We start from the raw sequence: 22,739 nt of genomic DNA, 5'->3' as shown, positions 1-22,739 counted from the left end.
AGCGCCCGTTCGTGTGGCGCCTTTCTCAGGATCCGGAACGCCGCCAGAGATCCACGACACTCACGCCGACCTCGGCGAGCAGCCGGCGCGTCAGCGGCAGGCTGATGCCGATGACGCTCGTGTGGCCGCCGTCGAGGCCGTCGACGAACCAGCTGCCCAGGCCGTCGATCGTGAACCCGCCGGCCACGTGCAGCGGCTCGCCGGTCGCGACGTAGGCGTCGATCTCCTCGGGGCTGGGCGTGCCGAACCGGACGGTGGTCGATTCCCAGCCACTGGTCTCCTTGGACCGCGCTCCGCCGTCGAGCCGGACGACCGCGTGCCCGGTGAGGAGTTCACCGGATGACCCCGCCATCGCGGCCCAGCGCTGCCGCGCGATGTCCGGATTCGCCGGTTTGCCGACCATCTGCCCGCCGATGTTCAGCATCGAGTCGCAGGCGACGATCACGGCGTCCGGGTGGGCCGCGGCGACCTGGTCGACGACCGCTTCGGCCTTGGCCGAAGCGAGGGCGGCGACCAGCTCCGACGGCGACGGGTCGGTCAGCGAAGCGGCGACGGCGTCCTCGTCGACGCCGGAGACGAACACGGCCGGGTCGAGGCCCGCGGAGCGCAGGAGGGCGAGGCGGGCGGGGGACTGGGAGGCGAGGACGAACTGCACACGGCGAACGTACCCGGACGACCGCTGTAACCGAATTGTGACCGACGCCACGCTGTGGGAGAGCTAGTTTGTTGTGGCTCGCAACATATAGGTCGATTGATCGTTTTCGGAGGGAACAATGTCGGTCCTCCGCGCCAAGAGATCACTGCGCGCCACTGTCTTCGCTGCTCTGCTCGTGTCCGGTACCGCGTTGACGCCGGCGGCTTCCGCGGCCGTGACACCGCTCTACAAGAACCCGCACGCTCCAGTGTCCTCGCGGGTCAAGGACCTGATGTCGAGGATGACCCTCGACGACAAGATCGGGCAGATGACCGAGGCCGAGCGCCAGGCCGCGACGCCCGCCCAGTCCGCGACCGCCCGGCTCGGCTCCATCCTCTCCGGCGGCGGTTCGACGCCGACGCCGAACACGCCGACCGGGTGGGCGGACATGATCGACGCCTACCAGGCGGCGTCGACGTCGACCGGCCTCGGCATCCCGATCGTCTACGGCGCCGACACCGTGCACGGCCACAACAACGTCTACGGCGCGACGATCTTCCCGCACAACATCGGCCTCGGCGCGGCGAACGACCCGCGGCTGGTCGAGAAGATCGGCGCGGTCACCGCGGACGAAGCCGCCGCGACCGGCGTGAAGTGGGGCTTCGCGCCGTGCCTGTGCGTGGCCCGCAACGACCGCTGGGGCCGCACGTACGAGTCCTTCGGCGAGATCCCGCGCAACGCCGTCGAGAACTCCGTGATCATCGAAGGCATGCAGGGCCGGAACCTCGACGACAAGACGTCGATCATGGCCACCGCCAAGCACTTCATCGGCGACGGCGGCACGACCGGCGGCGTCGACCAGGGCAACACGCAGATCAGCCTCGACGAGCTGCGCCGCATCCACCTGCCGCCGTTCCGCGCCGCGGTCGACCACGGCGTCGGCTCGGTGATGATCAGCTACAACAGCTGGAACGGCGTCAAGGACCACGGCAACAAGTTCCTGATCACCGACCTGCTGAAGGGCGAGCTGCACTTCTCGGGCTACGTGATCTCGGACTGGGACGGCATCAACCAGATCGACGGCCAGCCCGGGTTCACCGCGGCCGAGGTCAGCCAGGCCGTCAACGCCGGGATCGACATGGTGATGGTCCCCTACGACTACCAGAAGTTCATCGACACGCTGCGCGCCGAAGTCCAAAACGGACACGTCCCGATGTCGCGCATCGACGACGCCAACCGGCGCATCCTGACGAAGAAGTTCGAGCTGGGCCTGTTCGAGCACCCGTACACGGATCGCTCGCTGCAGAAGGACTTCGGCAGTGCGGCCCACCGCGCGGTGGCGCGGCAGGCGGTGCGCGAGTCGCAGGTGCTGCTGAAGAACTCCCACGACGTACTGCCGCTCGCGAAGCGGAACAACAAGATCTTCGTGGCCGGGAAGAACGCGAACGACATGGGCAACCAGGCGGGTGGCTGGACGCTGACCTGGCAGGGCCAGAGCGGCGAGCGGGTCATCCCCGGCACGACGATCCTCGACGGCATCCGCTCCGATGCCGGGAAGGGCACGGAGGTGACCTATGACCGTGCGGGTGACGGAATCGACTCCAGCTTCAAGGTCGCAGTCGCCGTGGTGGGCGAAACGCCGTACGCCGAAGGGCAGGGAGACCGGCCGAACGGACTCGGCCTCGACGCCGAAGACGTCGCCCTCATCGGCAAGTTGAAGGCCTCGGGCGTGCCGCTGGTCGTGGTGACGGTTTCCGGGCGGCCGTTGGACATTTCGGCGCAGCTGCCGTCGATCGACGGGCTGGTGGCGGCTTGGCTGCCGGGTTCGGAGGGCGCCGGCGTCGCGGACGTGCTGTACGGCGACTACAACCCGACCGGGAAGCTGAGCTTCACCTGGCCGAAGAGTTCCGCGCAGGAACCGATCAACGTCGGTGACGGGCAGCAGGCGTTGTTCCCGTACGGGTACGGCCTGTCCTACCGACGCCACTAGAACCACCGCTCCCGCGGTCCGTGCGAGCCTCCGGTACCCGACACCGGAGGCTCGCACGGTTTCAGGCCGCGGCGGCCTCGGGCGCCGGCGCCGGGGCTTCCCGGCGCGGCTTGACCCGCCGCATCACCGACGCCGAGATCACGCCCAGCAGCAGGACGACCATCGGCAGCAGCATCGTCTCGCGGGCGGCGTCCGTCAGTCCACTGTGGACCGCTCCCGAAGCCAGCTTCCCGGCCTGGGCGGCGATCTCGGCGGGCAATCCCGGAATGGGCGACGGCCCACCGGCCGACCCGAACTCGCCGGTGTTCGCCGCGGCCTTCGCGATCCCTTCCGCGAACGGCGCCCGGTACTGCTCCGGCAGCTGCGAAGCCGCGGTCGTCGCTTCGGAAGCGATCGACGAACTCACCCGGGCCTGCAGCAGCACGCCGATCGCCGCGGACCCGAGCACGCCGCCGACCTGGCGGGAGGTGTTGAAGATCCCCGACGCCGTCCCGGCCAGCCGGGGCTCCACCGAACCCATCGTCATGTTGCTCATCGGCGAGAAGATGCAGCCGATCCCGAGCCCGCACAGCAGCAGTGCCGGGATGAAGCTCCACGGGCTGCTGGACGGCGAAGCCTGCAGCGCGACGATTCCCAGCCCGGCCGCCAGCGCGGTCAGCCCGAACATCACCAGGTACTTGCCGTTCACCTTGTCGGACAGGTTCCCGACGAACGGCGCCACCAGGCCCGACAGCAGCGACATCGGGGCGGTCAGCAGGCCCGCCAGCGTCGGGGTCAGCCCGAGCACCGACTGGATGTAGATCACCAGCGGCAGGAACATGCCGGTCATCGCGAAGCCGACCGTCGTCGCCGTGAGCGTGCCCGCCGAGAAGTTGCGGTTGGCGAACACCTGCAGCGGCAGCAGCGGCTCACGCTTGTTGACCCGCTGCCACACCACGAACCCGACCAGCAGCAGCACACCGGCGCCGATGATCTCGAACACCGTGATCCCGCCGAACGCCGTGCCCCAGTCGTACTGCTGTCCGTTTTGGACACCGAAGACGATGCAGAACAACGCCGCGCTCGAGAGCAGGATGCCGAGCACGTCGAACGAGTGCGAGTTCTTCGGCTGCCAGTCCGGCACCAGCAGCAGCGTCATGACGATCGCGATCACGCCGATCGGCACGTTGACGTAGAATATCCACTCCCAGCCGAAGTGGTCGACGAGCACGCCGCCGAGCAGCGGGCCGGTGATCGTCGCCAGGCCGGCGACGCCGCCCCACATGCCCATCGCCGGGCCGCGCTTGGACGGCGGGAACAGGTGCGTGATGAACGCCAGCGTCTGCGGCGTCATCAGCGCGGCACCGAGCCCCTGCACGGCCCGCGCCGCGATCAGCATCTCCACGTTGCCGGACAGGCCGCACCACAGCGACGCGCCGGTGAACACGACCAGCCCGGCGAGGAACACCCGCTTCGGGCCGAAGCGGTCGCCGAGCCGGCTGGTGAACAGCATCGGCACGGCGTAGGTCAGCAGGTAGACGCTGATCACCCAGACGACCGAGTTCAGTCCGGCGTTCAGCTTGGTCAGCATGGTCGGGATCGCGATCGACACGATCGTCGTGTCGAGCAGGATCATGAAGAAGCCGAGGCACAGCGCGCCCAGCGCGGCCCACGGGTTAGCTTGTCTTGCGTTCATCGTCGTCTTCCCTGGTGATGAGGCTCAGTCGCGGTTTGGCGTGGCTGTCCTGGAACGGGATCCGCCCGGACGTCAGGTCTTCGAGGAGCCGTTCGGTCCACGCGAGCTCGAACTTGCGGTGGTCGCACTGGTACTGCCAGTCCAGCCAGTAGATCGGCGGCGTCCCGTCCCCGGCGAGGTGGTCGAGGACGGCCTGGTCGGCGGCCACGCCTGCGCGCAGCCGCGTGACGCGGTGGCCGAGCTCGAGCAGGGACGCTTCCTTGCCCAGCTCGTCGATGACGGCGAGCCCGGACAGGTACGCGGGAAACTCCTTCGTGAGGTCCCCCAGCAGTTCCCGGCCGCGCTGGTTGAACTCGTCCAGCCCCGCCTGGGTCATGCCGTAGACGGTCCGTTCGGGCCGCCTGCCGTCACGCTGGGTTTCCACGACCTCGATCAAACCGTTGCGCTGCAGGCGTTCCACGGTGTGGTAGAGCGATCCCGCCTTCACGTTGACCCGCGTGTCGACGTACCGCTCGCGCATGAGCTGAGCCATCTCGTACGGGTGCATGGGCTTCTCGTGGAGCAGCTCCAGCACGGCGATGCCGAGCGGGGTCAGCTTGGCCGAGGCCATGATCGTTGGTCCCTCCGGATGAGTCCATGTCGTTTATTCCACGTGGACTATACGGCGCTGACCATGGCCCGGTCCACGGTCAATCCGGTGACCGTCCGTGCACGCTGCGAAAGACCGTGCCGACCTGGCGAAAACGTAGTAGTTCGTACTAAGAACTATGTATAGTCGGTTCGTAACACGAACTATCTCTGGAGGAATCATGACGCACTTCGGCATCGGGGTGTCCACGGCGGTCGCCGCCGTTCCCGAGACCCTGGACCTCGCCGTCCAGGTCGATCGCGCGGGGCTCGACCTGCTCACCGTCTCCGATCACCCCTACCACGCCGACCGGCTCGACGCGTACGCCGAGATCGGGGTCCTGCTCGGGCGCACCGAACGGATTTCCGGCCTGGTCAGCGTCACCAACCTGCCGACGCGCCCGGCGTCGATGCTCGCGCGCACCATCACGAGCCTCTCCGCGCTCACCGGCGGCCGGATCGTGCTCGGGATGGGCGTCGGCGGGCTCTGGGACGACATCGCGCGGCTCGGGTTCACCAAGCTGACTCCCGGCCAGGCTGTCCGCGCCTTCGAAGAAGGCATCCGGCTCGTCAAGCTGCTCGGCGGAGGCGGCGAACCCGTCACGTTCGACGGCGAGTTCTACCAGGTCACGGACCTCGAGCCGGCCGCCGCGGAAATGCCGCCGGTGTGGACCGGGTCCGTCGGGCCGAAGTCGCTCGCTGTCACCGGGCGGGTCGCCGACGGGTGGATGCCCGGCCAGGCCGCCGACTGGCTCAGCGAGCGCTACCGCACCTCGCGCCCGGTGATCGACGAGGCCGCGGCCGACGCCGGACGCGATCCCGCCGACGTCGTCACCGTCTACAACTTCCCCGGCCGGATCACCGAAGCGCCGTTGCGCGCCACCCGCGCCGACGACGGACGCTGGATCGGCGGCTCCCCGGACCAGTGGATCGAGGAGCTGACCGGCGCGGTGTTGGAGCACGGCGCCGCCGGGTTCGTCCTTTTCGGCCCGGGCGGCAGCACGCCCGACGAGACGTCCGCCGCGCGCTGGGCGGGGGAGATCGTGCCCGCCGTGCGGGAAGCCGTTGCGAAGTAGGCTGGTGCGATGGGCAAACACGGGGAGGACCTCGGTGTCGTGGCCGGGCTCGTGCGGGCGTCGTTCCTCGTGAACGCCGTCTACGCCGAGTCGGCGCGCGAGTACGGGCTGACCGTGCCGCAGGGGCAGCTCCTGTGCGTGCTCATGGGCCGGCCGTACGGCATGGGCGACCTCGGCGCGACGCTCGGCCTCGAGAAGTCCAGCCTGACCGGCCTGGTCGACCGCGCGGTCCGGCGCGGGCTCGTCCGCCGCGAGCCCGACCCGGACGACCGCCGCGCGGTGCGGGTCGTGCTGACCGACGAGGGCCGCGACCTCGCGGCGGACTTCTACGCGGCGACCTGCCGGCGGGTCGACGACCTGGCCGCGGGCTGGAGCGGCCCGGACCGCGACCGGCTGGCCGCGCTGCTCGGCCGGGTCGTGCGCGAGAACGAAGTGCCGACGGTGTTCCTGGACGTGGTCTGAACCCGACTTTCGTCGGGCCGTGGCGGAGGTACGTTGCCGGAAGTTCACCGGCAGGTCCCGTTCGTCGTCGGGGGGACCTTCATTTCGCTCGTCACAGTGATGTCGCCCCAGGTCCCCTTTTCACCGAGGAGCACCATGAAGCGTCTCATCCCCCTCGCCGTCGCGACGCTCGCCGCCGGCCTGCTCGCCGTTCCGGCGCACGCGGCGACCGTCCACCGCGTCCTCTTCGACAACTCGAAGGCCGAGACGGCGGGCAACGCCGACTGGATCGTCAGCACGTCCCAGCCCGACCCGACCGCGCAGAACTCCGCACCGCAGAAGGAAACGGACTGGACCGGCGCGCTCTCGGCGTGGGGTGTCGCGCTGCAGAAGACCGGGCAGTACAGCCTGAAGACGCTCCCCGCGGGCAACACCATCACCTACGGCACCGGGGGCGCGCTCGACCTCCAGAACTTCGACGAGTTCGTCCTGCCCGAGCCGAACGTCGTGCTGAGCGCGTCCGAAAAGACCGCGGTGCTGAAGTTCGTCCAGAACGGCGGCGGCCTGTTCCTCATCTCGGACCACACGGGCAGCGACCGCAACAACGACGGCTGGGACTCCCCGAAGATCATCAACGACCTGCTGACGAACAACGGCGTCGACAACACCGATCCGTTCGGGTTCTCGGTCGACCTCAAGAACATCACCAGCGACCACCCGGTGGCCATCAGCGACCCGGCGAACCCCGTGCTCAACGGCGCCTTCGGCACGGTGAAGCACAGCCTGATCGCCAACGGCACGACCTTCACCCTCAAGCCGGCGGACAACCCCGCGGTGAAGGGCCTCGCGTACCTGAGCACGGCGTCGCCGGGGAACTCGAACGCCTTCTTCGTCACCAGCGCGTTCGGCTCGGGACGGGTGGCGATCTGGGGTGACAGCTCGACGATCGACGACGGCACCGGCCAGTCCGGCAACACCCTCTACAACGGCTGGACCGATTCGACGGCCGACAACGCGGCACTCGGCCTCAACGCCACGGCGTGGCTCGCCGGCGACGGCACGACCACCCCGCCGCCGGGCGGCTGCACCGCCGGACAGCGGCTCGCGAACCCGGGCTTCGAGTCGGGCGCGACGGCGTGGACGGCGTCGGCCAGCGTGATCGGCCAGCACGGCACCGACGAGCCCGCGCGCACCGGGACGTGGAGCGCGTGGCTCGACGGGTACGGCGCCGCGCACACGGACACGCTGAGCCAGACCGTGACGCTGCCGAGCGGGTGTTCGGCGTACACGTTCTCGTTCTGGCTGCACGTCGACACCGCCGAGACGGGCACGACCGCGTACGACAAGCTGACGGTGAAGGCCGGCAGCACGACGTTGGCGACGTACAGCAACGCGAACGCGGCCAGCGGGTATCAGCAGCGGAGCTTCTCGCTGTCCGCGTACGCGGGTCAGTCCGTGACGCTCAGCTTCAGCGGTGTCGAGGGCTCACAGCTGCAGACGTCCTTCGTCGTGGACGACGCCGCGGTCACCGTCAGTTGAAGCCTCAGCCGGGGAAGCCCGAAGCGCGCCAAGCACCTTCGCCGGGGTGAAGCGGCTTACGCAGCGAAGCAGCGTGATCGCCCCACCACGACGTACGCGGCTTCGGCTTCTCCGGCGCCTTCGCGGCCGACGCCGCGGCGACGACCGCCGTCAGCGCCGCCAGCTCGGCGTCGCTCGGGTTTCCGCGGACCACCCGCAGCAGCGGCTTCTCGGCGTCGCTCACAGCGGGATGTTCCCGTGCTTCTTGGGCGGCAGCGACTCACGCTTGTTGCGCAGCAACGAAAGCGCCCGCGCGACGTGCCCGCGGGTGTGCGCCGGGACGATCACCGAGTCGACGTACCCACGCTCGGCCGCCGCGTACGGGTTGAGCAGCGTGTCCTCGTACTCCTGGATCAGCTCGGCGCGAAGGGCGTCCACGTCGCGACCTTCGTTGGCCGCGTTGGCGAGGGTCTTGCGGTGGACGATGTTCGCCGCGCCCTGGGCACCCATCACCGCGACCTGCGCTGTCGGCCACGCGAGGTTGATGTCGGCGCCGAGGTGCTTGGAACCCATGACGTCGTACGCGCCGCCGTACGCCTTGCGCGTGATGATCGTGACCAGCGGGACCGTGGCCTCCGCGTAGGCGAAGATCAGCTTCGCGCCGCGGCGGATGATGCCGTTCCACTCCTGGTCGGTGCCGGGGAGGAAACCCGGGACGTCGACGAAGGTGAGCACCGGGATGTTGAACGCGTCGCAGGTGCGGACGAACCGCGCGGCCTTCTCGGACGCGTCGATGTCGAGGCAGCCCGCGAACTGCGTCGGCTGGTTGGCGACGACGCCGACGCTCTGCCCGTCGACGCGGCCGAAGCCGACGATGATGTTCGGCGCGAACAGTTCGTGGACCTCGAGGAAGTCGCCGTCGTCGACCACGCGGTTGATGACCTCGTGCATGTCGTACGGGGTGTTCGGCGAGTCGGGGATGAGCGTGTCGAGCTCACGGTCGGCGTCGGTGACGTCGTCGAAGAAGCCGGCCGGCGCGTCCGATGGTTCGAACACCGGCGCGTCGGAGAGGTTGTTCTGCGGCAGGTAGGAGAGCAGTTCCTTGACGTAGGCGATGGCGTCTTCGTCGTCGTTGCCGAGGTAGTGCGCGACGCCGGACTTCGTGTTGTGCGTGCGGCCGCCGCCGAGCTCCTCGAAGCTGACGTCTTCGCCGGTGACCGTCTTGACGACGTCCGGGCCGGTGATGAACATCTGCGAGGTCTCGTCGACCATCACGACGAAGTCGGTGAGCGCGGGGGAGTAGACGTGGCCGCCCGCGTTCGCGCCCATGATCAGCGAGATCTGCGGGATGACGCCGGAGGCCTGCACGTTGCGGCGGAAGATCTCGCCGTAGAGGCCGAGCGAGACGACGCCTTCCTGGATGCGCGCGCCGCCGCCTTCGTTGATGCCGACGATCGGGCGGCCGGTCTTGATCGCCAGGTCCATGACCTTGACGATCTTCTCGCCGTAGACCTCGCCGAGGCTGCCGCCGAAGACGGTGACGTCCTGGCTGAAGACGCAGACCGGCCGGCCGTCGACGGTGCCGTAGCCGGTGACGACGCCGTCGCCGTAGGGGCGGTTCTTCTCCTGGCCGAAGTTGGTCGAGCGGTGCCGGGCGAGTTCGTCGAGCTCGACGAACGAGTTCTCGTCGAGCAGCAGCTCGATCCGCTCGCGCGCGGTCTTCTTGCCCTTGGCGTGCTGCTTCTCCACCGCGCGGGCCGAGCCCGCGTGCACCGCCTCGTCATAGCGGCGATACAGGTCCGCCAGCTTGCCGGCCGTGGTGTGGATGTCCGGTTCGTCCTCGGGCGGCGTCCCGAGCGGCTCCGTCGCACTGCTCATTCCCGGGAGCTTAACTACTTGTCGGTCACTTCGCGTGTGGCGTAGGCAACGTCCGTGGAGTTCCGGACTCTGGGTGCTGCTGATCTGCCCGCGTGCTCCGATCTGGCGGAGTCCCGGTCGTGGCCGCGGGAGCCGCCGAAGTGGGCCGCCGTCGGCACGAGCGCCAGGACGTAGGCGGGTCGCGGCCACCAGCGGCGCCGTGCGTCAACCCTGGGCCGGACGCTCCGCGTAGTGCTTCTTCACGGCCTCGACGTGCTCGGGCGTCCAGTCCGGCAGCTCGACGCCGTGCGTCGCGGCGAACAGCTTGTCGAGCTGCTCGTGCCGCCGGGCCAGCTCCGCGACGACGTCGTCGGGCGCGGGCTCGGTGAACTCGACGCGGGTGCCTTCGAGGGGCTCCTGGACCACGTGCCAGCCGGGTTCGTCCGGCAGCAGTGCCCGGACCTCGTCCACCGGCTTCCAGACGAGGTCGCGGCGGAAGCGGAGCGTGCCGTCTTCGAGCACTTCGCCGTCGCCGAGGCCGAATTCGTCCACATAGGACGCCATGCGGGTGTGCCAGTCCGTCGGCTGCTCGAAATCGCGGCCGGCCAGGCGCGCTTCGAGGGCCTCGAGGCAGACGTCCCAGCCGGCGGCGGTGCGGCCCGCGGCCAGCTTCGCGATCGCCGGGTCGCCGCGGCCGAACGTGTGCGTGAACTCCAGGAGGCTGCCGTCGCCGTCCGGTGTGATCAGCCAGCGCAGCGTGTCGTCGTTCCAGGCGAAGGTGAACTCGCGCGGCGGGTCGACCGTGACGACGTGCCCGGTGGTCGGCTCGTCCTCGCCGGGGAAGGTGAACCGGATGGCGCCGCCGTTCCGCAGCTCGACGTCGACCTTCGCCGGGAACCAGTGCTCCAGTTCGGCCGGGTCCGTGATGGCGCGCCACACCTGCTCGGGCGCGTGCTTCAGCCGGCGTTCCAGCCGGAGGGCGGGACGTTCCTCGTCGGTGCGCAGCTTCGCGGGCATGCCTGTATATAACCAGCGAGGCATATAATGGTCAAGCGCCGCGGACGGCGGTGACGGCGGCGGCGAGCTCGGGGTCGCTGGCGGCCTTGTCGAGCGAGGTCCGCAGCACCGCGCAGTACGTCGGCTCGGTCTCGGCGTAGCGCTTGCGGCCGGCGTCGGTGATCACCGAATAGACGCCGCGGCGGTCGTCTTCGCACAGGTCGCGGATGGTCAGGCCGGCGTCTTCGAGGCGGGCGCACATCCGGCTGACCGAGCTCTGGTTGAGCCCGATCGCCTCGGCGAGCTCCTGCATCCGCAGGCCGCCCCGCGGGCCCGCGACCAGCTTGCCGAGCGCGCGGTACTCGGACAGGCCGAGCCCGTGCCTCCGTTGCAGCGCCTTCCCCAGCTCCTGCTCGATGCGGGCGTGCAGCACGAGCATGCGTCCCCAGGACTGTTCGTCGACGGTCATCTTCCCGCCTTTCTCTTGACACCAGCATAGTCCAGGGACAGTATTTATATGTACATGCAAGTAACTGAGGGGACTGGTCATGACGCGGAACTTCCTCTTCCTGGTCGGCGCGGCGCGGGCCGGCGGGAACACGGAGATGCTGGCCCGGCGGGCGGCGCGGGAGCTGCCTCGCGACGTCGAGCAGCGGTGGGTCCGGCTGCCCGAGGTGCCGCTGCCACCGTTCGAGGACCGCCGCCACGGCGCCGGGGAGCACCCGGAGCCCGGCGAGAACGAGCAGCTGCTGATGGACGCGACGTTCGCCGCGACGGACATCGTCGTAGTGTCGCCGGTGTACTGGTACTCGGTCGCGGCGAGCGTGAAGCTCTACCTGGACTACTGGTCCGGCTGGATGCGGCTGCCCGTCGAGTTCAAGCCGAAGATGCGCGGCAAGACGCTGTGGGGCGTGAGCGTCCTGAGCGAGACGGCGCGCGAGGCCCAGCCGCTGATCGGCACGCTCGAGCTGTGCGCGGAGTACCTGTCCATGAACTGGGGCGGCGTGCTCCTGGGGAACGGCAGCCGCCCCGGCGACGTGCTCCTGGACGCCGACGCGATGTCCGCGGCTTCGACGTTCTTCGCCGGCGCTCTCGTGACCGCCTAAGTCAGGACGTCCGTCGCGATCAGGCGCAGGCCGCGGACCAGGTCGGCGCCCGAGGGGGCGCGGTCCGGGTCGATCAGCCACTGGAGCATCACCCCCGACAGTAGGGCCTGGTGCACCGTGCCGACGGCCCGGGCTTCGTCACCCTCGTCGTCGAGGCCCTGGAAGAGATTCGCCAGGTCGAGCGGGCCAGCTCGAGGGCGTTCGCCAGCTGCGTGCGCACTTCGGGGGCCAGGTCGGGCGGCGACGCCGCGTACTGCGCCGCGCCGCTCTCGGGGATGGGGACGAGCCTCGCGATCGTCGGCGCGTACGTGCTGGCGGGTGAGCTCGCGGCCGCGGCCGGCGACCACACCACCGCGTTCGCGGCCTACCACGAGGAGATGCGCGGCTTCGTCGAAACCTGCCAGAAGCTGGCGCAGGGCAACGGGAAGTGGTTCGTCCCGCCGACCCGCGGGTGGATCCGGATGCGCAACCTCAACTACAAGCTGCTGCCGTACCTGCCGTGGCGCAAGGTGATCGAGGAGCTGCCGCTCAAGGCGGGCAACGCGATCACGCTCAAGGAGTATGCGGCGGCGCGGGCGTGACGCCGCGGCGTTTCGCGATGCCGGCCATGTTTTCCTCGCCCCAGTCGCCCAGCGGCAGCAACGCGGTATTGAGCCGCTGACCCAGCTCGGTCAGCGAGTACTCGACCTTCGGCGGGATCTCGGGGAACACCTCGCGGTGCACGACCTCGTCCGCCTCCAGCTCCCGCAGTGCCTGGATCAGCATCTTCTCGCTGATCCCGCTGACCTTTCGCTTCAGCTCCCCGAATCGCAGCGGTTCGGCGTGCAGCGCCCACAGGATCAGCGCCTTCCAGCGGCCGCCGACGACGTCGATCGCCGCGTCCAGTCCGCAGCGGTAGGTTCTCGCCAGCATCCAGGATCCTTACCTTTCGGTGGGTACCCGACTCATTAGTCGGTACTTGTCCAGTGTAAAGCGCCGGCAGCAGCATGATCGGCATGGGAGAAAGCAAGAAACAGGTGGGCGTGCTGGGCCTGGGGCGGATGGGCGCCGCCCTCGCCGGGGCGTTGCTGGGGGCGGGTCACGACGTCGTGGTGTGGAACCGGTCGCCGCTCAAGGCGGGTCCGTTGCTCGACCGCGGCGCGCGGCTCGCGGCCACGCCGGCGGAGGTGGCGACGGCGGACGTCGTGCTCAGCTGTCTGTCCACATACGACAGTCAGCGGCCGGTGCTGGCGGGTGCGTCTCCGAAGGTGCTGGTCAACCTCACCTCGGGGACGCCGGCGCAGGCTCGCGACCTGGCCGCGTGGGCGTCGTCGGCGGGCATCGAGTACGTGGACGGCGTGATCATGGCGGTGCCGCAGGGCATCGGGACGTCGGCCGCGCGCATCCTGTACAGCGGTTCGCCATCGGCGTTTTCCGTGCAGCGCGAAGTGTTGTCGGTGCTGGGGGAGCCGGTGTTCCTCGGCGAGGACGCGGGTTTGGCGGCGCTGTACGACCTGGCGCTGCTGGGCATCATGTGGTCGACGATGGCCGGGTACCTGCACGCGCTGGCGCTGGTCGGGACCGAGGGCGTCACGCCTGCGACGTTCACGCCGATGGCGTCGTCCTGGCTTTCGGCCGTCGGCGGGTTCCTGCCGGGGATCGGCGCGCAGGTCGCGAGCGGGGACTACGAAACGGACGTGTCCGCTTTGGACATCAACGCGGCCGGGCTCGGCCTGCTGGTGGAGACCAGCCGCGCGCAGGGGATCGGGTCTTCGGTCCCGGCGGCGGTGCGGGAGCTGTTCGACCGCGCGGTGGCGGCGGGCCACGGCGCGCACGCGATCGCGAGCGTCATCGAGGAGATCCGGTGAAGTACGCGGGGAAGAAGGCGGTCGTCACGGGCGGCACGCACGGAATGGGGCTCGCGGTGGTGCGGGCGTTGCTGGACGGCGGCGCGGAGGTCCTGGCGACCGGCCGCGACGTGTCGGGGCTGGACCTGCCGGCGCACTGGCTGTCGTCGGACGCGTCGTCGCTGGCCGACATCGACGCGCTTTCCGCGGTGGCCGCCGAGCGGTTGGGTGCGCTGGACCTGGTGTTCGTCAACGTGGGTTTCGCTACGTTGACGCCGTATCGGGAGACGACGCCGGAGGTCTACGACCGCACGTTCGACGTCAACACGAAGGGCGCGTACTTCACGGCGCAGCGGCTGGCGGGCTTGGTGCGGCCGGGCGGGTCGTTCGTGTTCACGACGTCGGTGGCGGCCGGGGCGGGCATCGCGGGAATGGGCCCGTATTCGGCGGCGAAGGCGGCGGTGCGCTCGTTCGCGCTGACGTACGCGGCCGAGCTGGCACCGCGCGGCATCCGGGTGAACGTGGTGAGCCCGGGCTACACGGACACCCCGACGATGGGGGTGACGGGGGTGCCGGAGGCGGTGCTCGCGGCGTTCAAGAAGACCGGCGACGAGGTGACGCCGTTGAAGAGGCACGCGAGGCCGGAGGAAGTGGCGGCGGCGGTGCTGTTCCTGGCGTTCGAAGCGACGTTCACGACGGGAGCCGACCTGCCGGTGGACGGCGGCCTGGGACAACGGCTCACGCTGCCCGCGTAGTTCACGGCTTCAGGTGAGGTGGATGGCCAGGCCCGTCGCGCCGGGGGCGTGCTGGGGCCGCAGGACGAGGTCGTCGTCGTAGTCGCCGCCGTTTTGCTTTCGTAGAACCGATGTTCACGCAGGTCCGGCTCGATCGAGTGGCCTGATGGCCGACATGTGCAAGAATCGAGCCATGGCCGCCTTCGTGCACCCTTCCCGTCACCACGTCGCCGTGCTGGTCAGGCACGGCATGCTCGTGATGGAGCTGGGCATCGTCCACCGGCTCTTCGGGCAGGCGCGCTCGGCCTCGGGCGAGCCGCTGTACGAGGTCGTGACCTGCACCCTCGAACCCGGGCCGGTCCGCACCGACTCCGACGTCACCATCCCGGTCGACCGCGGCCCCGAGGTGCTGGCCGAGGCCGACACCGTGATCGTCCCGGCGTCGCTCGTCGAGTACGAGCCGATGGCGCGCGTGCTGACGCCGCCCCTCGCGGCCGCGCTGGACCGGATCCCGGGGGACGCGCGGATCGCGTCGATCTGCACGGGCGCGTTCGTGCTCGCCGCGGCCGGCCTGCTCGACGGCCGCCGCGCGACGACCCACTGGCGCTCCGCCGACGAACTGCAGAACCGGTTCCCGGAGGTCGAGGTCGACCCGTGCGTGCTCTACACCGACGACGGCAACGTCCTGACGTCGGCGGGTGTCGCGTCGGGGATCGACTTGGTGCTGCACATGATCCGCCGCGACCACGGCACCGCCGTCGCCAACGAAGTCGCCCGCGGCACAGTGGTCTCCCCGCACCGCGAAGGCGGCCAGGCCCAGTTCGTCCGGCGGCCGGTGCCCGAGCCGCGCACGTCGTCGACGAAGGCCGCGCGGGCGTGGGCGCTCGAGAACTTGCACCGCCCGCTGACGTTGCGCGAGCTCGCCGCCCGCGAAGCGATGAGCACCCGGACGTTCACCCGCCGCTTCCGCGAGGAGGTCGGCATCTCGGCGTTGCAATGGCTTACGCAGCAACGCATCGAGCGCGCCCGCCAGCTGCTGGAGGAGTCGGACCTGCCGGTCGACCGCGTCGCCGCCGAGGCCGGCTTCGGCACGGCGGCGTCGCTGCGCCAGCACTTCCAGGCCGCTCTCGGGGTTTCCCCGAGCGCCTACCGCACGACGTTCCGCGGAGAACTCGCTACGCAGGCGGGCTGAATTTTCGTACGCTGAGGCGATGGATTGGTACGTCGGCCACAGTCGCTTCTCCGACCCAGGCGCGCAGTCGTCGTGGCTCGACGGTGCCCCGCGCGATCTCGCGGCCCTGCGCCGGGCGGCGTCCGAGCTGGTGTTCCACTACTGGGCGTACGGCGACATCACACGGCACGGCTTCCCGGCTTCGCGCGGCAAAGAGATCGACCTGCGGTATGCGTCGGACATGTTCGCGCGGCTGCGCGAACTCGATCCCGCCCCGCCCGGTTCACCGCGCTCGCCGGTGCACCGGATCGTCGGCTGCTGCCGCGACTTCACGCTGCTGTTCGTCTCGATGGCCCGCCACCACGGCATCCCGGCCCGCGCCCGGGTCGGCTTCGCGAGCTACCTGGTGCCGGGCTGGTACCTCGACCACGTCGTCGCGGAGGTGTGGTCCCCCGACGGCTGGCGCCTGGTCGAACCCCAGCTGTCGGACGACTTCGGCGAGGTCGACCTCCTGGACGTCCCCCGCGACCAGTTCCTCGTCGGCGCGGACGCCTGGGCCGCGGCCCGCTCGGGAGACATCGAGCCCGCGCGGCTCGTGGTTTCGCCGGACCTGGACGTGCCGTTCCTGCGCGGCCTGCCGTACGCGCGGCACAACCTCGTGCTCGACCTCGCCGCGCTGAACAAGCAGGAGATGATCCTGTGGGACGTCTGGGGCGACCTTTCCGACGAAGCCCCGCTCACCCCGGCTGCCGTCGCCCGCGCGGACGAGCTGGCCGAAGTGCTGGCCGACGCCGACCTCGAGCAGCTGCGCGTGCTGTTCGAAGCCGAGGACCTGCGGGTGCCGCCGGTGATCCGCTCGGTCACCCCGCCGGGACGGCGCCCGGTCGAGGTTGTGCTTCGCTGACCTCGACGGCGGTTCGCACGAACCGCGCGATTCGCAGGTCCCGCGCACCCGCCGGCCAGGCGAGGGCGAGCGAGTACGGCGTCGCGTCGACCACCGGCCGGTAGACGACGTCCGGCCGGCGGTGCGCCTCCGCGACCGACCCGGGCAGCAGCGCGATCGCCCGCCCGAGCGCGACGGCCGCCAGCAGCTGGGCGCTGTCGTGCACGACCGGCCCCGGCGTGCCCAGGCTGCCGGTCACGTCCGCACCCGACCAGTAGGCCCGATCCGCGCCCGACGCGTCCGGCCACGACGGCGTCGCCCGCCCGGCGAAGTCCGCGCAGGTGAGGGAGCACCGGCCGGCCAGCTCGTGCCGCACCGGCAGCGCGGCGACCCGCTGCTCGGTGAAGAGCACCTCGACGTCCAGGTCGCCCTGGTCGCCCGGACAGCCGAGCAAGGCCACGTCAGTCCGGCAGTCACGCGGAAGGCCCGCCCGCTCGCCGAACTCGCCGAGCCGGATTTCGACCGGCTCGGGATGGCGGTCGGCGATCCGCCGCAGCAGGTCGACGGCGAAGCCGGGTTTCGCGGTGACGACGAGCGCCGGCGGCCGCAGCGCTGCCCGCCGGGTGCTCCGGACCGCGGTGGTGACCGCGTCCAGTGCCTTCGCCGACTCCGCGAACAGGACTTCCCCGGCCGGGGTCATGGCGACGTGCCGGCTGGTGCGTTCGAAGAGCTGGACGCCCAGCCGCCGCTCCAGCAACCGGATCGCGCGGGACAGCGGTGGCTGCGCCATCCCGAGCCGCTCGGCGGCGCGGGAGAAGTTCAGCTCTTCGGCGACCGCGCGGAAGTACCGCAGCTCACGGACCTCGACGTCGTCCATACCGCGAGGGTATCGCGGCAGCGTCCCTCGGTCTTTGCCTTTCTTCGTGGCGGATGGCGGGTTTGGTGTCGAGAACTCCACAAAGGACGGACGTGGCCCGGCTGTTACGGCGCGATGCCGTGGAGCGCCGCCTTGACGATCGAGTCCACCGACGGCGGGTCGAGGGGGCCGGTGTGCGGGAAGACCGCCGCCATGACCGAAGCGTGGCAGTAGCCGACCAGCATTTCCGCCGCCGCGTCCACTTCGGACTCGGGGTGCAGCCTGCCCAGCGCTCGCTCGTCCTTGAGGTAGATCACCAGGCGGTCGCGCCAGTACCCGGAGCGCTCGCTGATCTCCGCGAAGCGCTGCAGCACCCTCGGCTGCCCGACCAGGCCGCTGAAGGCCGGCACGATCACCTTGTGCAGCGCGAGACCGAATTCCAGGTGACGGCGGAGGTTGCCCTCGAGCGTGCCTTCCCCGGCCACCGGCAGGTCGCCCAGCTCGGCTTCCGTCGTGCGCACGTGCTCCAGCAAGGCCCGGGCCACCAGCTCCTCCTTGTCGGAGAAGTGGTTGTAGAGCACGCCGTCGGCGACGCCGGCCATGCGCGCGATCTCCCGCACGGTCATGCCGGTCGTCCCGTGCGTGGCGATCATCTTCTGGGCGGTTTCGACCAGCAGGTCGTGCAGGGACTGACCGTCCCGCTGGGCCGCGGCTTTCCTCGGTGACATCACCACCATCGTAGGACCCCGTGCCTAGGACCTCCGTCCCGTGACCAGCCACGCCGTCCCGCGCAGGCGGACCGCGTCCGGGCCCGCGAACGGCGTCAGCGCCGCCCTCAGCGCTTCCCTCGCCTGGGCGGCGGTCGCGTCGTCGACCAGGCCCAGGTGGTGGCGGACCGGGCCCCAGTCGCCGATGAACCGCGCCGCGTCGGGGACGTCGTGCCCCCAGACCTGGTCGGCCTCGACGTGCGTGCACGCCACGTCCTCGAAGCCGGCTTCGGTCAGGACCCCGGTCGTCCGGGCCGGGTCCGCGAACGACGTCGGGCCGCTGCCGTCCGGCCCGGTGGGCTGGGGCAGGTACGCCGCCAGCGCGCCGAACACCCGGCCGAGGTCGGTGCCGGCCAGCGCCGTCATGCACAGGAACGCGAGCCGCCCGCTCGGGCGCAGGGCCCGCCGGACGTTCGCGAACGCTGCCACCGGGTCGGCGAAGAACATCACCCCGAACCGACTGACCGCGAGGTCGAAGCCGCCTTCGGCGAACGGGTGCACCTGGACGTCGCCCTGCTCGAACGTCACGTTCGGCACTTCCGCCGCCCGCTCGCGCGCGGTCGCGAGCATCGGCCCGGACAGGTCGACGCCGGTCGCGGACCGGGCCCGCGCCGCCGCGAGCCGCGTCAGCTGGCCGTTGCCGCAGCCGATGTCGAGCACCCGGTCGTCCGGGCCGGCCCGGTCGAGCAGGTAGCCGTTGAACCCGCTGTTCACCGCGTCGTACCGGTCGGCGTGCGACGCCCAGTGCTCCCCTTCGTAGCCGTTCCAGGCCTCGGCCTGCGCGGTGTTGACGATCCCGGTCATCCCCAGCTCCTTCGTGATGAACACACGTTCATGAACACATGTTCATAGTTCCGGTGACGAACACGGCTGTCAAGGCATCGGCCACCCGCCGCCGGATGTCGGCCAGGTGGCAGATCTTCCGGCCGGGCGGTCGCGGAAGACTTCCCTTCAGCGAGGCAAACCGCCTCCGACCAGCGCAAAGGAGCTAGAAATGGCTGACGTCATCGCCAACATGTCCATGTCCCTCGACGGGTTCGTCGCCGACCCGCAGGACCGCATCGATCACCTGTTCGAGTGGTTCGGCAACGGCGACGTCGAGGTCCCCACCGCCGTCGAGTGGGCGACCTTCAAGACCTCCGAGGCCAGCGCGAAGATGCTGCGCGACGCGATGGACAACGTCGGTGCGCTGATCGCCGGCCGCCACCTGTTCGACCTCACCCAGGGCTGGGGCGGCAAGCACCCGATGGGCGTGCCGGTCTTCGTCGTCACCCACGAGGCGCCCGCGGACTGGCCGCACCCGGACGCGCCGTTCACGTTCGTCACCGACGGCGTCGAAAGTGCCGTCGAGCAGGCGAAGAAGGTCGCCGGCGACAAGAACGTCGCGGTCGCCAGCACCAAGATCGCGCAGCAGTGCCTCAACCTCGGCCTGCTCGACGGCATCCAGGTCGACCTGATCCCGGTGCTGCTCGGCTCCGGCGTCCGGTTCTTCGACGGCCTCGACGCCACCACCACGCTGTCCGGCCCCGAGGTCGTCGAAGGGACCGGCGTCACGCACCTCTCCTACCGGATCAAGCGCTGAGGAGCGTGACGTGCAGCGCGGCGAGCCGGGCGGGGTCGGCGATCACCTCGTACGCCGCCACCCGCTCGCCCTCGACCGTCACCGCGAGGGCGAGCAGCAGCCGGCCGCGCGGGGCCACGACGACGCCGACCGCGCCGTCCAGCAGAGCCGCTTCGGCGAAGTGGGCCCGTTTCCCGAAGACCTGCGTCTCCTCGGCCACGGCACGGGCCCCGCGCGTCTCGAGGGCCGCTCCGGGCGGCAGCGCGGCCGCGTCGGCGCGGCGGACGACGTCGGGCGCCAGCACGTCCAGGAGCTCGCCGAGGTCGCCGCCGCGGGCCGCGGCCAGGAACGCGTCGACCACCCGTCGGTGCCGCCTCAGATCGGCCGGGGGCAGCGGGGACGTGCCGCGAACCCGGTGCCGCGCACGGCTCGCGAGCTTCTTCGCCGCCACGGGCGTGCGGTCCAGCACCGGGGCGATCCGGTCGAACGGCACGGCGAACAGGTCGTGCAGCACGAACGCGATCCGCTCGGCCGGGCCCAGCGCGTCCAGCACCACGAGCAGCGCACGGCCGACCGAGTCGGCCAGCTCGGCTTCGCCGGCGGGATCGGTGTCGGCCGCGGGCTCCGGCACCGCGTCGAACGGCTCCTCGCGCCGGGTTTTCCGCGAGCGCAGGACATCGAGGCAGACGCGGGAGACGACCGTCGTCAGCCAGGCCGCCAGGTTGTCGACGGAGTCCACGCGGTTCAGGCGCAGCCACGCCTCCTGGACGGCGTCGTCGGCCTCGGCCGCCGAACCGAGCAGCCGGAAGGCCAGCCCGCGCAGCCTGCCGCGTTCCGCCTCGAACTCCTCGGCCAGCTCGTCCATCGGTCACCTTTCGATCGCACCCACCGTCGCACTCCCGACGAACCACGGCGACGAGAGGTGACCGATGAGCTTGCTGACCCCGGCCGACCTGGGCGGATGGCGCTTGCCGAACCGCGTGGTGCTGGCGCCGACGACCCGCGCGCGCGTTCCCGGCGGCGTGCCCGGCGAACTACAGGCCGCCTACTACGCGCAGCGCGCCGGCGCCGGGCTGATCGTCACCGAGGGCACCTGGGTGAGCGAGCGGGCCGTCGGCTTCCTGGACGTCCCCGGGGTGTACGCCGAGGACCAGGTCGCCGGGTGGCGGCTCGTCACGGACGTCGTGCACTCGCTCGGCGGGCGGATCGTGGTGCAGCTGTGGCACACCGGCGCGGTGTCGCACCCGGACTTCCTCGGCGAACGGCCGGCCGGGCCGTCGGCGGTGAACCCGGAGGAGACGGTGCACACCGCTTCGGGCCGGCGTCCGACCGTGACGCCGCGCGAGATGAGCGCGGCCGAAATCCGGGCGGTCGTCGCGGACTACGCGCACGCGGCGGAGAACGCGCGGCGCGCCGGCTTCGACGGTGTCGAGGTGGCGGCCAACGGCGGTTACCTGCTCGCGCAGTTCCTGCACCCGCGGCTGAACCGCCGCACCGACGCGTACGGGCGCTCTCGGCGAAAGCTCCTCCTGGAGGTCGTCGACGCCGTGCGTGCCGCCGGGATCGCCGTCGGGGTAAGGCTTTCGCCGTGGTGGACCGGTGGACTGTGCACTGTGGACGAATCCCTGCGCGCCGAATACGACGAGCTGGTCGCTTCACTCGAGGTGACCTACCTGCACCTCCGCGGACCGGACGCCGGGCCGGACTTCGCCGGGTTCGCACGGTACCGACGGCTGTTCCGCGGTTCGCTGATCGTGAACAACGGCTTCGACCGCGACTCCGGCGACGCCGTGATCGAGGCCGGGATCGCCGACGCCGTGTCGTACGCCCGGCACTTCGTCGCGAACCCCGACCTCGTGACGCGGTTCGCGCTCGGCCTGCCGCTCGTGCCCAGCGACCCCGCGACCTACTACGGCGGTGGGGCCGCCGGTTACGTCGCCGGTAGCTGTTCGGCGGCCATCGGCAAAACGCCGGCTCAGGCCGGACGGCCCGCGCCCGCGTAGTCGTCGCCCTTCGAGTGGTACGTGTGGATCTGGATGGCCTGGCCCTCGGTCGGGGCGTTGATCATCAGGCCGTTGCCCAGGTAGAGCCCCACGTGGTGGATGCGCGTCGCCGGGCTGCCGTAGAACACCAGGTCGCCCAGGCGGGGCTCCTCCGACGCCGGCACCGGCGGCAGCGCGCGGAACTGGCTGTCCGCCGTCCGCGGCAGCGACACCCCCGCGCTGTCGTACGACGCCTTCGTCAGGCCCGAGCAGTCGAAGCCCGCCGCGCCCGCGTCGGGGCCGTTGCCGCCCCAGACGTACGGGAGACCGAGCTGGCCCAGCGCGAAGCGGGTCGCGCGGACGGACGGTGCCGAGGCCGACGCCGGGTCCAGGGAGAGCGTCGCGTACAGCTGGGCCATGCCCAGGACGCGCTGGCGGAACAGCTCCGTGTCGCTGCCCGGGTGGTACGCCGCGATCGCCTTCCACCAGCCCGGGCCCGAGCCGAGGTCCGTGCCGCTCGCGCACAACGCGCGTCCGGCCGCGATCGGGGCTTCGCCGCCGTACTTCTTGGCCTGCGCCGCGGTCAGGCCCAGGAGGTTGCCGCCGCCTCGGCCGTGGTTCGACGCCGCCGAACCGACGCCCGCCAGTGTCACCCACGAGAGGTGGCACGACGGGTCTTCGCTCCGCAACGCCAGTTCGCCGTTCGCGTAGCCGATCAGCGCGGCCGCCGGGATGTCGAGGGGCCCCGCGAGCTGGTCGGCCCACTGCTGCAGCGGAGTCTTGCCGCCCTGGCCGGACGCGCCCTGGCCCGGCTCCTGCGCCTTCACGGGTGCGCTGACTTCGAGGACCGAGGGGCCCGACGCCGCGTCGCGCGCCACCGGCAGGGGCGCCGCCGGGGCGGGTTCGGGGGAGCGGTCGGCCAGCAGCCAGCCCGCGGCGACCAGGCCCGCGACGAGCGGCAGCGCGACGAGGCCGCGCAGGGCCGCGCCGCGAGCCCAGGAGGTCGGCTTGGTCGTCACGGGGTCCAACTTAGAAGAGC

At 70.8% G+C, this 22,739-nt stretch carries 25 protein-coding genes; 12 read left to right on the top strand and 13 right to left on the bottom strand.

All coding sequences use genetic code 11. The annotated features are described in order from the left end of the window. Positions 1-25: 25 nt before the first annotated feature. Positions 26-655 carry a Maf family protein gene (locus OG738_RS06585; protein WP_329052087.1) on the bottom strand — a complete coding sequence of 210 codons (630 nt, stop codon included), beginning with the start codon at positions 653-655 and terminating at the stop codon, positions 26-28. 118 nt (positions 656-773) lie between these two features. Here OG738_RS06585 and OG738_RS06580 point away from each other — a divergent pair, with 118 nt between their 5' ends. Beyond that, positions 774-2,624 (top strand): glycoside hydrolase family 3 protein, encoded by a 1,851-nt coding sequence (locus OG738_RS06580; protein WP_329052085.1) that lies wholly within the window; start codon positions 774-776, stop codon positions 2,622-2,624. A 61-nt stretch (positions 2,625-2,685) separates the two neighbouring features. On the opposite strand, the gene OG738_RS06575 is transcribed toward OG738_RS06580, so the two are convergent. Beyond that, positions 2,686-4,299 carry a DHA2 family efflux MFS transporter permease subunit gene (locus tag OG738_RS06575; RefSeq protein WP_329052083.1) on the bottom strand — a complete coding sequence of 538 codons (1,614 nt, stop codon included), beginning with the start codon at positions 4,297-4,299 and terminating at the stop codon, positions 2,686-2,688. Further along, the gene (locus OG738_RS06570; protein WP_329052081.1) at positions 4,280-4,909 is read right to left on the bottom strand and encodes a PadR family transcriptional regulator; all 630 of its coding nucleotides are present in this window, start codon (positions 4,907-4,909) and stop codon (positions 4,280-4,282) included. The genes OG738_RS06575 and OG738_RS06570 overlap by 20 nt, the downstream gene beginning before the upstream one ends. 199 nt (positions 4,910-5,108) lie before the next feature. On the opposite strand from OG738_RS06570, the gene OG738_RS06565 reads away from it, so the two are divergent. The 3 genes from OG738_RS06565 to OG738_RS06555 all read left to right on the top strand — a co-directional run bounded on the left by OG738_RS06565 (position 5,109) and on the right by OG738_RS06555 (position 7,982). Beyond that, positions 5,109-6,002, top strand: coding sequence for an LLM class flavin-dependent oxidoreductase (locus tag OG738_RS06565; protein WP_329052079.1), 894 nt, complete (start codon positions 5,109-5,111; stop codon positions 6,000-6,002). Positions 6,003-6,011: 9 nt separating this feature from the next. Then, positions 6,012-6,464, top strand: coding sequence for a MarR family winged helix-turn-helix transcriptional regulator (locus OG738_RS06560; protein WP_329052077.1), 453 nt, complete (start codon positions 6,012-6,014; stop codon positions 6,462-6,464). A 135-nt stretch (positions 6,465-6,599) separates the two neighbouring features. Continuing rightward, positions 6,600-7,982, top strand: a complete 1,383-nt coding sequence (locus OG738_RS06555) for a hypothetical protein (RefSeq protein ID WP_329052075.1) — start codon at positions 6,600-6,602, stop codon at positions 7,980-7,982. Between the two features lie 4 nt (positions 7,983-7,986). On the opposite strand, the gene OG738_RS06550 is transcribed toward OG738_RS06555, so the two are convergent. The 4 genes from OG738_RS06550 to OG738_RS06535 form a co-directional block, all read right to left on the bottom strand. Continuing rightward, positions 7,987-8,205 carry an acyl-CoA carboxylase subunit epsilon gene (locus OG738_RS06550; protein ID WP_329052074.1) on the bottom strand — a complete coding sequence of 73 codons (219 nt, stop codon included), beginning with the start codon at positions 8,203-8,205 and terminating at the stop codon, positions 7,987-7,989. Further along, positions 8,202-9,839 carry an acyl-CoA carboxylase subunit beta gene (locus OG738_RS06545; RefSeq protein WP_329052072.1) on the bottom strand — a complete coding sequence of 546 codons (1,638 nt, stop codon included), beginning with the start codon at positions 9,837-9,839 and terminating at the stop codon, positions 8,202-8,204. Before OG738_RS06545 ends, OG738_RS06550 begins: the two co-directional genes overlap by 4 nt. A gap of 204 nt (positions 9,840-10,043) precedes the next feature. Next, positions 10,044-10,835 (bottom strand): SRPBCC family protein, encoded by a 792-nt coding sequence (locus tag OG738_RS06540; protein ID WP_329052071.1) that lies wholly within the window; start codon positions 10,833-10,835, stop codon positions 10,044-10,046. A gap of 31 nt (positions 10,836-10,866) precedes the next feature. Continuing rightward, the gene (locus tag OG738_RS06535; RefSeq protein ID WP_329052069.1) at positions 10,867-11,283 is read right to left on the bottom strand and encodes a MarR family winged helix-turn-helix transcriptional regulator; all 417 of its coding nucleotides are present in this window, start codon (positions 11,281-11,283) and stop codon (positions 10,867-10,869) included. 79 nt (positions 11,284-11,362) lie between these two features. Between OG738_RS06535 and OG738_RS06530 the strand changes: the two genes are divergently transcribed. After that, positions 11,363-11,920 carry a flavodoxin family protein gene (locus OG738_RS06530; RefSeq protein WP_329052068.1) on the top strand — a complete coding sequence of 186 codons (558 nt, stop codon included), beginning with the start codon at positions 11,363-11,365 and terminating at the stop codon, positions 11,918-11,920. Positions 11,921-12,030: 110 nt separating this feature from the next. Next, on the top strand, positions 12,031-12,501 hold the full coding sequence (locus tag OG738_RS06525) for a hypothetical protein (RefSeq protein WP_329052067.1): 471 nt from the start codon (positions 12,031-12,033) through the stop codon (positions 12,499-12,501). Here OG738_RS06525 and OG738_RS06520 read toward each other — a convergent pair. Beyond that, on the bottom strand, positions 12,473-12,832 hold the full coding sequence (locus OG738_RS06520) for a winged helix-turn-helix transcriptional regulator (protein WP_329052065.1): 360 nt from the start codon (positions 12,830-12,832) through the stop codon (positions 12,473-12,475). The two genes, OG738_RS06525 and OG738_RS06520, sit on opposite strands and share 29 nt — an antisense overlap. A gap of 83 nt (positions 12,833-12,915) precedes the next feature. Between OG738_RS06520 and OG738_RS06515 the strand changes: the two genes are divergently transcribed. The 4 genes from OG738_RS06515 (at position 12,916) to OG738_RS06500 (ending at position 16,555) form a co-directional block, all read left to right on the top strand. Continuing rightward, positions 12,916-13,767: an NAD(P)-dependent oxidoreductase gene (locus OG738_RS06515; protein ID WP_329052063.1), complete on the top strand. Its 852-nt coding sequence runs from the start codon at positions 12,916-12,918 to the stop codon at positions 13,765-13,767. Then, complete coding sequence (locus OG738_RS06510) at positions 13,764-14,501, top strand: SDR family NAD(P)-dependent oxidoreductase (protein ID WP_329052061.1); 738 nt, start codon at positions 13,764-13,766, stop codon at positions 14,499-14,501. Before OG738_RS06515 ends, OG738_RS06510 begins: the two co-directional genes overlap by 4 nt. Positions 14,502-14,673: 172 nt before the next feature. Beyond that, positions 14,674-15,672 (top strand): GlxA family transcriptional regulator, encoded by a 999-nt coding sequence (locus tag OG738_RS06505; protein ID WP_329052060.1) that lies wholly within the window; start codon positions 14,674-14,676, stop codon positions 15,670-15,672. 19 nt (positions 15,673-15,691) lie between these two features. Beyond that, entirely contained in the window at positions 15,692-16,555 is an 864-nt protein-coding gene (locus OG738_RS06500) for a transglutaminase-like domain-containing protein (protein WP_329052059.1), read from the top strand. Here OG738_RS06500 and OG738_RS06495 read toward each other — a convergent pair. The 3 genes from OG738_RS06495 to OG738_RS06485 all read right to left on the bottom strand — a co-directional run bounded on the left by OG738_RS06495 (position 16,512) and on the right by OG738_RS06485 (position 18,961). After that, entirely contained in the window at positions 16,512-17,411 is a 900-nt protein-coding gene (locus tag OG738_RS06495) for a LysR family transcriptional regulator (RefSeq protein WP_329052057.1), read from the bottom strand. The two genes, OG738_RS06500 and OG738_RS06495, sit on opposite strands and share 44 nt — an antisense overlap. A 104-nt stretch (positions 17,412-17,515) precedes the next feature. Continuing rightward, entirely contained in the window at positions 17,516-18,127 is a 612-nt protein-coding gene (locus OG738_RS06490) for a TetR/AcrR family transcriptional regulator (protein ID WP_329052055.1), read from the bottom strand. Between the two features lie 15 nt (positions 18,128-18,142). Next, complete coding sequence (locus OG738_RS06485; protein ID WP_329052053.1) at positions 18,143-18,961, bottom strand: class I SAM-dependent methyltransferase; 819 nt, start codon at positions 18,959-18,961, stop codon at positions 18,143-18,145. Positions 18,962-19,151: 190 nt separating this feature from the next. Between OG738_RS06485 and OG738_RS06480 the strand changes: the two genes are divergently transcribed. Further along, on the top strand, positions 19,152-19,739 hold the full coding sequence (locus tag OG738_RS06480; RefSeq protein WP_329052051.1) for a dihydrofolate reductase family protein: 588 nt from the start codon (positions 19,152-19,154) through the stop codon (positions 19,737-19,739). Here OG738_RS06480 and OG738_RS06475 read toward each other — a convergent pair. Next, entirely contained in the window at positions 19,729-20,583 is an 855-nt protein-coding gene (locus tag OG738_RS06475) for a sigma-70 family RNA polymerase sigma factor (RefSeq protein WP_329052050.1), read from the bottom strand. The two genes, OG738_RS06480 and OG738_RS06475, sit on opposite strands and share 11 nt — an antisense overlap. A 64-nt stretch (positions 20,584-20,647) precedes the next feature. Between OG738_RS06475 and OG738_RS06470 the strand changes: the two genes are divergently transcribed. Next, a complete protein-coding gene (locus OG738_RS06470) occupies positions 20,648-21,721 on the top strand; it encodes an alkene reductase (protein WP_329052048.1) in 1,074 nt (357 codons plus the stop codon). Here OG738_RS06470 and OG738_RS06465 read toward each other — a convergent pair. Beyond that, complete coding sequence (locus OG738_RS06465; RefSeq protein ID WP_329052047.1) at positions 21,694-22,719, bottom strand: C40 family peptidase; 1,026 nt, start codon at positions 22,717-22,719, stop codon at positions 21,694-21,696. The two genes, OG738_RS06470 and OG738_RS06465, sit on opposite strands and share 28 nt — an antisense overlap. Positions 22,720-22,739 lie beyond the last annotated feature (20 nt).

Origin of the sequence: Amycolatopsis sp. NBC_01488, assembly GCF_036227105.1 — a bacterium.
GTDB lineage: Bacteria > Actinomycetota > Actinomycetes > Mycobacteriales > Pseudonocardiaceae > Amycolatopsis.
This window is presented reverse-complemented; position numbering and strand designations above follow the sequence as displayed.